Source organism: Variovorax sp. GW821-FHT10B04, assembly GCF_059415645.1.
Map to the genome: position 1 here is coordinate 224,836 of NZ_JBWKNQ010000004.1, position 11,691 is coordinate 236,526.

Below are 11,691 nucleotides of genomic sequence, written 5' to 3' on the forward strand. Positions count from 1 at the left end.
TCAATAGCCTCCGACTTCGCCGCGCTTCTGGAACTGGCCGCGCCCCGGCCGGCCGAGCCATTGCGCGCCGTCGACGATCAGCTCGCCGCGCGAGAACACCTTCTTCACCACGCCATGCACGTGCTTGCCTTCGAACAGGCTGTAGTCGACGTTGCTGTGGTGCGTGTGCGCCGAGATGGTCTGCGCGCCGTCCGGGTCGAACAGCACGATGTCGGCGTCGCTGCCCACCGCGATCGTGCCCTTGCGCGGGAACAGGCCGAACAGCTTGGCCGGCGCGGTGGCCGTCAGCTCGACGAAGCGGTTGAGCGTGATGCGCTTCGTGCGCACACCGCCGTCGTAGATCACCGTCATGCGGGTCTCGATGCCCGGCGCGCCGTTCGGGATCTTCGAGAAGTCGTGTCGGCCGTGCTCCTTCTGATGCACGCGGCCCATGTGGCCTTCCTTCATGCAGAACGGGCAGTGGTCGGTCGAGATGAGTTGCAGGTCGTCGGTCTTGAGCGCGGTCCAGAGCGCGTCTTGGGACTGCTTGTCGCGCAGCGGCGGCGTCATCACATGCTTGGCGATCGAGAAGTCGTCGCTGTCGTACACCGACTCGTCGAAGAAGAGGTAATGCGGACAGGTTTCGGCGAACACCGGAATGCCCGCATCGCGTGCTTCGACGACATGCTTGAGCGCCTCCTTGGCCGACAGATGCACGAAATACACCGGTGCATTGGCCAACTCGGCCAGCTTGATGCCGCGGTGCGTCGCCTCGCCTTCCAGAATGGCCGGCCGGGTGAGCGCGTGGTACCGCGGCGAGGTGTGGCCCTGCGCCAGCGCCTCACGGATCAGCAGCTCGATCACGTTGCCGTTCTCGGCATGCAGCGCGACCATGCCGCCGTGCTCGCCGACCAGCCGCATCGCCTGGAAGATGGCCGCGTCGTCGACCATCACCGTGCCCGGATAGGCCATGAACATCTTGAAGCTGCTCACGCCTTCATGGCGGATCGCGTGCTTCATGTCGCCCAGCACGGCGTCGTCGACGTGCGTGAGGATCACGTGGAAGCCGTAGTCGATGCTGGCGCCGATCGCGGCCTTGGACTGCGTGCGCGCGATGGCGTCGAGCGGGCTGTCGGTCTTGCCCTGGAAGGCGAAGTCGATGATCGTCGTCGTGCCGCCAAAGGCCGCAGCGCGCGTGCCGGACTCGTAGTCGTCGGCGGTGGTCGAGTCGCCGAAGGTGTTGTCGAGATGGGTGTGGACGTCGACACCGCCGGGCAGCACCAGCAGGCCGGCCGCATCGATCACCGGCGTGTCGGGGCCGACGTCGAGCCGCTTGCCGATGGCGGCGATCTGGCCGTCCTCGAGCAGGATGTCGGCGCGGTAGTCGTCGACGGCCGTGACGATGCGGCCGTTGCGGATCAGGGTCTTGGTCATGGTGTTGCTCATGCGACGGATTCGTCGGTTGTGGTCAGTCCCGCGGCTTTCAATGCCTGCGCCAGCATCGCGACTTCGCTGTCGGGCAGCGGGCCCATCGGCGGACGCATCGCGTCGCTCGGGATGCGTCCGAGCAATTTCAAGCAGGTCTTCAGCCGCGCATTGGCATGGCCGCCGGGCGCGGTGCCGTAGATGGCCTTGGCCAGCGGATAGATGCGGTCGTTGAACGCGCGCGCCGCGGCGAGATCGCCCGCCTGCATCGCGCGGTAGAGCCCGACGATCAGCTCGGGCGTGACGCAGGCCAGGCTCACCAGGCTGCCTTCGGTGCCGATCGCGAAGCAGGTCAGCAGGTGCTCGTCGCCCGAGGCCATCACCATCACTTCGGGCGCCACGCGGCGCACCAGGCGCAGGTTGGCTTCGTAGGCGGCGGCCTCCCAACTGCCTTCCTTGATGCCGATCACGTTGGGCAACTGCACCAGGCGCTCCAGCACGTCGGCGGTATAGCCGAGCGACCCGGCACGCACACCAGCCTGGTAGAGAAACAGCGGCAGCGAGCTGTTCGACGTGGCGATGCGGTGGTGGCGCACCGCCATGTCGGCGTCCTGCGAGAGCGCCCAGGAGAACGGCGGGAACACCAGCACCGCATCGCCGCCGACGGCTTCGGCGTCGTCGACATGGCGCTGCGCTTCGAGGCTGTCTTCGGCGTTGATGCCGCACACGAGCAGCGTGTGCGCCGGACAGGCCTGCCGCGCGATCTCGGTCACGCGGCGCTTGTCGTCGCGGCCCAGCATGAAGTTCTCGCCGGCGTGGCCGTTGATCAGCAGGCCGGTGATGCCGTCGACGCGGGAAACGGCCGAGAGATGCGATGCCAGCGTGACTTCGTCGATGCCTCCGTCGTCGAGCAGCGGGCAGACGGTGGCGGCATGGATGCCGCGGAAATGATCGAAGGACTCGGGGGGCATGGCGGCGCGGGGTGATGGACTGGGGTCACCTTAGCGGGGCGCTGCCCCGTGGGCCAATGCGGTTTGGGGGTGGGACTATAAGGGTGGTGAATAGCTTGGGTGCGACTGGAGCTATTGCGTACGTGCGCTGGTAGCGGCTGCCTGTGCGACCAGAACAACTTGCGTGACACAGCCGCTGCCAACGAGCCAGGGCACGGTTCATGAGCTGGAAAGATTCGGCCTTAGCCGACGGCACTCAGTACACCTTATTCGTATCTGACCGGCGCATGGACATTCGTGTGGAAATTAGAACCAAAGCACTAGAAGAGCAGGCAGCGCCGAACTGAACCTGGGCATTGCACCCCGCTCTATATTTCCGGATGTTACATTTGCACTAAATGAAATAAATCTTGTGGGGTCGATGCTTCTTAGCAGCGTGCTCCTCGCCGTCGGAGGAGAGCCGAATGCCAATCGAAGATATCTACAGCTTTCTCACGTATCCCAAGAACCACGAGAAAGCCAAAGAGGACATCGAGGGCATCCACATCGAACCAGATGAGGGCAAGCTCTCTGGCATGCTCGCCGATGTCTTTGACGGTCCCAGGACTAAGCGTGATGTTCCTATCCGTTTCGTTTCCAAGGACAAGCAGAACGCGACGCGCGCCGAACTTATGGCGTTCTTCGACGGCCCAAAGCTCGCAACCGCCCTGCTGTTCGCCAAGTCCCTCCAGGCGGCCACACCTGGAACCGCCGGTATGGGTCTGTTCTTCGTCTGCCTCGGCTCCGATGAGGGCAAACCCGGGAAGCGGGTAGTTCTTTCCCGCTTTGCCGCTGAAGAAGCCGTGGTCGCCAGCAAAAAGCGCGGCGCGCTGAGCGTAGAGTTCGTGGAGCAAGTATTCTTAAAGAACGCCCACAGCTATAAAGCAGTCACCTACTCGCACGAGGACGGAAAGAACGATGCGTGGAAGGGCGTCGCCACCGACCGCCAGCTCAATCATGGCGCCAAGGCCATCGCTGACTATTGGATCGTTGAGTTCCTTCGATCCGAGTTGACAACGACTGGGCCCGAGGGCACGCGCCGCCTCGCCTTAGCCATGAAGAACGCGAGTAAGACAGGCGATTTAGATACGCGCATGGAAATCGTCGCCGCGGCCAAGCTCGCGAAGAACATGCCTCCTGACGCCATGACAATCGATCAGTTCTGCCAGAAATTCGCCCTATCTCCCGCCGCTGCCGCCGCGGTCAAAGCCGCTGTCCAGCCAAGTCGCCTAATCGACGAGTCGTTTCGCTTCGATGCTGCAGAGTTCGTTAAGCATGTCCCCTATAAGCAGGTGCAGTTGGACAACGAGGTGACGATCATGGCGCCGACAGGCACCTTCGACGCGGTGCTTGAGCACCGCAAAGTGGGAAATGAGCACTCGTTTGCAACTCGCGGAAAGATCGTGGATGAAAAGCTGAGGTCTAACAGATGACAGACAGCGAACTACTAGCCGAATACACGCGCAGGCGCGCAACGGTTCTCGCGCCGCTGGCCGAGGGCTTGGCAAGCCATTTGACCGACCGCCTTAACGGTGTGGAACGCATTGATCGCATCAGTGCTAGGGCGAAGGCTCCTGATCGCTTTCTTGCCAAAGCAACCAAGCAGCATGGCGGCCAGCGCAAATACCGCGACCCGCTCAGCGAGATTCAGGATCAGGTCGCGGCACGCGTCACGGTGTTCTACCTGCAAGATGTCGACGCAGTCGAGGCCGTGATAAAGCGTTACTTCGGCAGCATCGAAGAAATCACGATCAAAGAAGAGCCAAAGGCTTTCGGCTACGAGGGTCGCCATTTGATACTGGCGCTTCCCGAGGAACTGTTCGAAAGCGACGATCGCCCAGATGCCCCCGACTTTTTCGAGCTCCAGATCAAAACGTTGTTTCAACACGCGTGGAGCGAGGCCGAGCACGACTTGGGTTACAAGCCTTACGCCCCTCTTTCCGAACAGCAATCGCGCCAGATGGCCTTCACCGCGGCGCAGGCATGGGGTGCGGACCAAATCTTTGCCAAACTGTTTAGTGAAATAGAAGGTACGTCGTGAAACGCGCAGCCACTTAGGCCTATCTCCAACGCGGTAGTCAGCACGACAAAGGTGTTCGGATGTGTCCACGTGCGACCAGCTTTGCAAGAACTCCGGGTAAAAGCGACAAGCGTAACCTTCTGGTAAACGCCGTCAGTCTGATTGACTACACATGGCGAAATCAGAACAGTGACCGCGCTCATAGCAATTGCCGCCGGACACCCCGTAATCCGAAAGTCCCGTCTTGGGGGAACAAAGGTCCTTCGTCTAACCTCACTCGCCGAGCAATGAGCAGGTCGGCTCCTAGCCTTGTTGCTTGGCTCAAGGTTACAGAAGTACTGCCGATCGAACTCGAATGTGTGAGTTCTGACTGCACGCCATCAAAGCATGCAATTTTCCGCTCCCACTTGGATCCCGCTAGTAGCGTTCTTGCCGTCGAGGTTGGGCGTCTATTTCTACGGAATCGCACTGGCTAGCGCTGTGATATACGGCGGTAGTCCCGCAGCGAGCGCCTTTGTGCGAATCAATGCCGAATCTGTCTCACGCAGCCTTAGACGTCCAGTGGCAAGTGCAACCAACATTTCCGGGAGCGCATCACCCGTTCCAACAGGCCATCCCGCAATTTCGGCAAGCACGATCTCCAGGATGCGATTGCTGTACCCTGGATCCACTTCGTACATCAGATCGCTCTTTCTTGCCGCCCGAAGCAGGCATGCCTTGAGCACGCCATCGTTAAAGGTCATAAAGGCCTCCGGCGTCAAGAGAATGTGGCCATAAAAGGACTGACTTAGTGGGATGGCATCGTTACTCCTCCTGCTAAGACCGTTGCTGCCCGAACGTGCAGCGGCGAACAAATTAGATACAACAGCGAAGACGTCGGCGTGCGAGATGTCAGCGGTTCCAGCAGTCGTGTCAAGGTAGACAAAGTCTCGCTGAATGACGAGTGGGCCACTGCGACCGGGCCAGAAGAGTTCGTTCCGGGCAGTAATCTGTGTGGACAAAAGCTGGCGACGGGCCTCCAGCTCTGAAATCTTTTGATCTGCGAGATCGTTCAAAAGATCGAGCTCCTCAGCCCATGGGTTTTTGTCCGCGCAACGAGTTGGCAGTGCTAACTTGCGTGCGTCCCGATAAGTGAAGGTGTCCGCACCGCGCTCACCGAATCCGAGAAATATTTTGATGTCTTGATACTGCTCAGGCGTCTCTGCGATCGTCAGGGCAGAGACGTAGGCAACATTTCCGTTGTTAACTTTAGACCGGAGTGAGGCATTAATCTGGCGGGCAATCGTGTGACTCGAAAGACAGCCGAAGACAACCAGAACTCCTTGACCTTCGCTCAAAGCAGGATGAGCCGAAAGGTCTGGCCAGTCGATTACTCTAGCGTGTGTGACCGCGGCGCTGATGCCGGCTTCATCGATCAAGTTAGAAAGTTGGATCTCAGTGATACGCACACGTATCACCAGAGATAGTGGTTGAGGCAGATAGCGCCGGAGATTTCGGATTAAGTCTTTGCGGATTGCCGCGCAATTAAGGAGTTTCGCCTCATTGATCTCTATAGATGACGGTCGTGTTGCATCGGGCCGCATTACTACTTCAGTGGCCCCGACTTCGTATAGCTCCGTTAGGGTTGAACGAGTATCTTCAGCCTGTGTGGTTCGGACAAACTTCAACAGTCGATGATTGCGTTGCTGCAGGAGAAACTGATCACCCTCAAATTCCGCGAGTATGAAGTCGGAAGCGCATAGTGAGCATCCCACTGCTGGGTGATTCTGTATTGGCTGATAGCCGAAATCACGCTCTGGTGTCAACGTCAAGTCGCAGAGGACATTGTGCGGGCGAGCTGCTCCCACGGAGCAAAGGAAGAAGAGTGTCACGATCGAATCTTCGTTTGCCTGCTGAGCTTTGAGCGCCTCCGCGAGTGAGCCCGACGTCGTGGCTGAAATGAGGATCACGTCGTTCACAGACAGTCGTCGCATCTTCGACTGTCCGCCGTACGAGCTGAACGACCGTGTAGGCACATCGGCTTCCCAGATACCATGTTTTTTTGCCACGCGCATCATGGCATAGGCCAGCGAGAGTAGTGGCGCGGTGTCTACAAGGATGCGCTTCGGGGTACGCGGCGCAAGCGTCGCCAACGCGAAGATCGCAAGCAGTCCGCACGCGCTCGACGATGTGAGAGTGTTAGCTGCGCGCAAGAACTTGTCCGCGTGCTTGTTCGAGCTCTTTCGAAAGTGGACGCCTGGCGGTGCAACGACCAGCCCTCCGTTGGAATCGAACAGGTGGAACAGCCACCCTTCGCGCAGGGCGGGGTCCAAAGGCTTCGCGGGTCCAAACTGGACTTCTGCTGTGGCCACATTCCACTGCAGCATGCTCGTCGTTATCGAAACAGCTCGCGAGCCAGCTTCGACATTTATTTCGAGCAAGTAAAAGCGGCCAGTCTTGGCTGACATGTATGCAGTCGCCCTTTGCAGCGCCACGCCAGTCTTCAGCCTCTCCCGACAGGTCTGGTTGCTTAGGAACGGCGCAACAATAAAGATGTTGGCTGTACCAGCCCGCTGCTCGAACACTTGCTTGACATCGCTGCCGACAAGTGCGTCGTCGAAAGAGTCCAAGTCATAGACGAGCAGGCATGCCTCGCCGTTGTACTGGTTCTCCCGGTACCTCGTCCGCAGCCATAGGCCCTGCGTCTCGTTCTGATCGTTCATGCCAGGGGTACGACGACGCGTACAAGCGACCCACGAACGAGCTCACGGGGCAATGGGTAGGAAGCTATCTTTCGGTCGACATCCAAAAGAGATGCCTTAGGCATGCCAGGCCTAGTCTCAGATGTTTCAGGCTCGAGTTGGAGGCGAAGCTCGCCTTCTAGAAAACTTCGGTAGCCATGGATGCGTCCAGTGCGAACTTCAAGCATGCCCTGCATCTCTTTCAAAGCGCGAAGCACCTCGTAAAGCCCCATTCCGCGATGGCCGGGTCGCGAGTCAGGTATCGCCTTCGCATTCTCGGAATGCCGGCCCAGACACTTAAGGACGACGGCATACTCGACCTCAACAGGAACATTCGAGCCCAGCTCAAAACTTCGAACCGTGTCCGCCTGCTTGTCGCCAATGACGACCGGCTCGCCTCTTGCCTGGCCGCGAAGCAGCTGTCGTCGATAAGAGTTGTAGTAGCCGATGCCAGAGTCGAAGATAGTGAATTCTAGGCATGGAACTGGTGGTAGTTCAGTTGCGGCTGGCGTCGGCAATCTGCGATTCTCGAGAATGCGTTTTACCAGCAGGCCTCGAATGGAGTTGGGCCTGAGGACTTTGCCTTCGAAGTCCGTCTTGGCATGGTCATCGGTGTTCTCCAGCAGTTCACGAAGGATGACAGCCAACGCCAAGCGCAGCCTAGACAACTTCTCAGCCTTAAATCCCGCGCCGTGTTGGGCATACACAAGGTCGTCGACGAGCGACTCAAAGTCGACCTCGGGTCTAAGCCGCCGAGTCGACGGCTCGTAGAGGTCCATCGGAAGGCTCGGTCGCTCGAAGTCCAGGCACATGACGACCTGGCGATCAGTAAACATGTCAGCGCTGAGCTTATAACCTAGCACCTTGGCTCGGGCGCGGTCAAAAGCACCCGGCGGGAGATTTGCGTCCTCAGGTGCCGCATGGCTGGCATTATTCAGACACAGAGCCACAGCGGCCAGAGGATGAACCGAAGGCGAATCGAGCAAACGTCGCGCAGCGGCAGTGTGCCAAAAGACCTTTAAGGTGGCGGCGTGGTGCGCCAGCGTGATCAGGCGCTGTATAGCGAGCGCCTCAACTCCCGGTAGCTCGAAACGCTCATCGCTAAGGTAGCTTTCTGGAACGTCAATGCAAATTTCGCACCCGACCGCGAGAACCGGCGCCGCTACAGCAAGTTCGGAAAGCGACAGGTTGACAGGTGACGTGAGGCCAGACATATCTCGATCGTACGGCAGGCCGCTGAAATAATATCTACTTGCGGTGAAGCCGCGGCTCAATGCTCAAGCATTGTTCGCTTCGCAGGAGTGATGCATCAACCCAAGCGGACACTAAGCGGCCAAGCCAAACGGCCGTGGAAGACTGGTTCAGAGTCCGCAGGGCATCCTCTCCCTGCGCAAAAAATGGTCGTCTTACCGGCCGCCAGTGCTAAAGATCCGCACCAGTGGCAGATCCAATCAATCGTTCGGAACCAAGCTCTGACACAGCTTTGGGCCGGAACCGATCGAGCTGGCGAACCGCGATACGGCGCCGTCGCGCGCGAGTCTCGAAATCGCCAACCAAGCTCCCGTACAGCTCGCAAAGCGCTGCAGCCGGCTCCTTAGCAGCGAATGTCAGTCCAACACCTATCCACCCCACTGATAGTCCCCCTCAGATATTGAATAAGCCGCACCGCCCCAGATAAGCCACCCCGCATCTATCCTGAACCTGCCCCACCGCTTTCAGGACCCCGCATGCTCTCCGGCTTCAAAGTCATCAGCTTCAACCACTTCCACGCCGGCCCGATGGCAGCCCAGCTGCTCGCCGACATGGGCGCCGACGTGATCGCGGTCGAGCCGCTCGATGGCGCCTTCCACCGCAACTGGGCGGTCGCCAACCACTTCGTCGCAGGCCAGAGCGTGAACCTGCTGACCACCGGCCGCAACAAGCGCAGCCTCGCACTCGACATGAAGTCCGAGGCCGGCAAGGCCGTCGCGCGCAAGCTGGTCGAAGGCGCCGATGTGGTGATGGAGAACTTCCGCCCTGGCGCGATGGCGCGGCTGGGCCTCGGCTATGAACAGATCAAGGCTTTCAACCCGCGCATCGTCTACGCGTCGGTCAGCGGCTACGGCGCCAGCGGCCCCGACCGCGACCTGCCGGGCCAAGACCTGTTATTGCAGGCACGCTCCGGGTTCGCCGCACGCACCGGCCGCGCCGATGGGCCGCCGACGCCGGCCGGCCCGGTCATCGTTGACCAGCACGCCGCGTCGCTGCTGGCGATGGGCATCCTCGCCGCCTTGCTGTCGCGCGAGCGCACCGGGCAAGGCCGCCTGGTCGAAGGCAGCCTGCTGCAGTCGGCGATCGACCTCCAGGCCGAGTCGATGACCGCGTGGATGAACGGCGCGCGCTCCGAAACCTCGCGCGGGCCGCATGGCCTGGCGAGCTGGTGCGGCTCGGGGCCTTCGGGAATCCATGCAACGGCCGATGGCCACTTGGCGATCTCGATGGCGGCGCCGGCCGACCTGGCGGTGGCGCTCGACCTGCCGGCGCTGGCCGGGTTCGACACCGCCGACAGCTTCTCGAAAAGCGCCGAGATCACCCGCATCGTGGCCGAGCGCCTGCCCGCGCGCACCACCGCCGAATGGCTGCCGCTGCTCGCCGCGCGCGGCATCTGGCACATGCCGGTGAAGGATTACGACGAGCTGCGTGCCGACCCGCAGCTCGCGCATCTCGGCGTGTTCATCGATGCGGAAAGCGTCGAGGGCGCGCCGATCACGATGCTCAACCACCCGCTGCGCTACGACGGCGCGGCGCCGCCGGTGCGCTTCGCACCGCAGCAGCTCGGCAAGCAGACGCGAGAAGTGCTCGGCGAGCTGGGCTACGGCGCCGACGAGATCGACGCGCTGCTCGCCACCAAGGCCGTCGGCGAGCCGCCGGCGTCCGCTCCCAACTGATTCGAGACCACCATGTTCGACTTCTCCATTCCGTCCGACGCGCAACTGCTCGTCGACACCGTGCGCCGCTTCGTCACCCAGGAAGTGCAGCCGCTCGAGAACGAAACCGAAGCGCTCGGCCACGTGCCGCCCGACGCCTTGAAACGCGTGCGCGGCAAGGCGCAGGAGCTCGGCCTGTTCGCGATGAACATGCCGGAAGACTGCGGCGGCGGCGGGCTCGACAGCGTGACCATGTGCCTGGTCGAAGAGGAGTTCGGCAAGACCTCCGACGCGCTGATCCGCCGCGTGTTCGGCCAGGCCTATCCGATGCTGCTGGCCTGCAATGCAGCGCAACGCGAGACGTACCTGCTGCCCACCGTGAAGGGCGACAAGATCTGCGCGATGGCCATCACCGAGCCTGGCGCGGGGTCGGACGCCGCATCGATCTCGACCACCGCGCGGCTCGAAGGCGACCGCTGGGTACTCAACGGCGGCAAGCACTTCATCAGCGACGGCGACATCGCCGACTACGTGATCGTGATGGCGCTGACCGACAAGGAGAAGCGCGCGCGCGGCGGCATCACGCTGTTCCTGGTCGACAAGGGCACGCCCGGCTTCACGGTGAACCGCGTGCAGCCGATGATGGGCCACCGCGGCTACGGCCATGCGGAGCTGTCCTTCGACGAGTGCAGCATCCCGGTCGACGCGGTGCTGGGCGAGGTCGGCGGCGGCTTCAAGCTGATCATGAACAGCGTGGCCGGCATCCGGCTCGCGCACATCGGCGCGCGGGCGGTCGGCATGGCGTCGCGCGTGCTCGAGATGATGCGCACCTACGCCGCCGAGCGAAAGCAGTTCGGCCAGCCGATCGGCGACTTCCAGATGGTGCAGCAGATGATCGCGGACTCGGCCACCGAGATCTTCGCGGCGCGGATGATGGTGCTCAACACCGCCTGGGAGCTCGACCAGGGCCGCGAGCCGCGCGACAAGGTGTCGATGGTCAAGCTCTATGCGTCCGAGATGATCGGCCGCGTGGCCGACCGCGGCATCCAGGTGTTCGGCGGCATGGGTTTCTGCAAGGACCTGCCGCTGGAACGCATCTACCGCGACAGCCGCGTGACGCGCCTGTACGACGGCACGTCCGAGATCCACCGCATGCTGATCGCCAAGGCGGTCATCAAGAACGGCCTCGCGCTGTGACCCACGGTTTTCATCACACACCTGGAGCTTTGCAATGACTGCGCTCAACGTCGGCGACGCCATGTCGTTCCGCAAGACCCTCACCGTCGCCGAGCAGGCGATGTTCACCGGCATCAGCGGCAACATGGCGCCGCTCTATGTCGACAAGCGTGCCGCCGAGGCAGCGGGCTTCGACAACATGCTGGCCTTCGAATTGAACGCGGTGGCGCTCGCGACCACGGCGCTCAACCGGGTCGCCGGTACGGCCTGGCGACTGGGCGGATTGCAGATCGACTTCGCGCTGCCGGTGTTGGTCGGCGAGACCGTGGAGTCGCGCATCGAGGTGCTCGACGTGACGGACGCCAGCGTGTCGTGCAGCGTGCGCTGCACCAAGTCGACCGGCGAGCTGATGGCGCAGGGCACGGCGAAGCTGGTGCCGGTTGCGCCGGCATCGGCGCGCGGCTGAGGCGCGAGGC

Annotated in this window: 9 protein-coding genes; 5 read left to right on the forward strand and 4 right to left on the reverse strand. The window is 61.6% G+C overall.

All coding sequences use genetic code 11. The features are described from left to right. Together hydA and AC07PZ_RS12345 are read right to left on the reverse strand one after the other, a co-directional pair. The gene (gene hydA, locus AC07PZ_RS12340) at positions 1–1,413 is read right to left on the reverse strand and encodes a dihydropyrimidinase (protein WP_495295377.1); all 1,413 of its coding nucleotides are present in this window, start codon (positions 1,411–1,413) and stop codon (positions 1–3) included. Between the two features lie 8 nt (positions 1,414–1,421). Further along, positions 1,422–2,375, reverse strand: a complete 954-nt coding sequence (locus AC07PZ_RS12345; RefSeq protein ID WP_495295378.1) for a dihydrodipicolinate synthase family protein — start codon at positions 2,373–2,375, stop codon at positions 1,422–1,424. Between the two features lie 443 nt (positions 2,376–2,818). Between AC07PZ_RS12345 and AC07PZ_RS12350 the strand changes: the two genes are divergently transcribed. Beyond that, complete coding sequence (locus AC07PZ_RS12350; RefSeq protein ID WP_495295379.1) at positions 2,819–3,826, forward strand: hypothetical protein; 1,008 nt, start codon at positions 2,819–2,821, stop codon at positions 3,824–3,826. Further along, entirely contained in the window at positions 3,823–4,434 is a 612-nt protein-coding gene (locus AC07PZ_RS12355) for a GTP pyrophosphokinase (protein WP_495295380.1), read from the forward strand. Before AC07PZ_RS12350 ends, AC07PZ_RS12355 begins: the two co-directional genes overlap by 4 nt. A 434-nt stretch (positions 4,435–4,868) precedes the next feature. On the opposite strand, the gene AC07PZ_RS12360 is transcribed toward AC07PZ_RS12355, so the two are convergent. Then, on the reverse strand, positions 4,869–7,115 hold the full coding sequence (locus tag AC07PZ_RS12360) for a hypothetical protein (RefSeq protein ID WP_495295381.1): 2,247 nt from the start codon (positions 7,113–7,115) through the stop codon (positions 4,869–4,871). Continuing rightward, positions 7,112–8,347, reverse strand: a complete 1,236-nt coding sequence (locus AC07PZ_RS12365) for a hypothetical protein (RefSeq protein WP_495295382.1) — start codon at positions 8,345–8,347, stop codon at positions 7,112–7,114. The genes AC07PZ_RS12360 and AC07PZ_RS12365 overlap by 4 nt, the downstream gene beginning before the upstream one ends. Positions 8,348–8,860: 513 nt before the next feature. On the opposite strand from AC07PZ_RS12365, the gene AC07PZ_RS12370 reads away from it, so the two are divergent. The 3 genes from AC07PZ_RS12370 to AC07PZ_RS12380 are packed head-to-tail and all read left to right on the forward strand — an operon-like array spanning position 8,861 to position 11,681. After that, positions 8,861–10,060 (forward strand): CaiB/BaiF CoA transferase family protein, encoded by a 1,200-nt coding sequence (locus tag AC07PZ_RS12370; RefSeq protein ID WP_495295383.1) that lies wholly within the window; start codon positions 8,861–8,863, stop codon positions 10,058–10,060. A 12-nt stretch (positions 10,061–10,072) separates the two neighbouring features. Beyond that, positions 10,073–11,236, forward strand: coding sequence for an acyl-CoA dehydrogenase family protein (locus AC07PZ_RS12375; protein ID WP_495295384.1), 1,164 nt, complete (start codon positions 10,073–10,075; stop codon positions 11,234–11,236). 34 nt (positions 11,237–11,270) lie between these two features. Then, on the forward strand, positions 11,271–11,681 hold the full coding sequence (locus AC07PZ_RS12380) for a MaoC family dehydratase (protein ID WP_495295385.1): 411 nt from the start codon (positions 11,271–11,273) through the stop codon (positions 11,679–11,681). Positions 11,682–11,691: the final 10 nt, after the last annotated feature.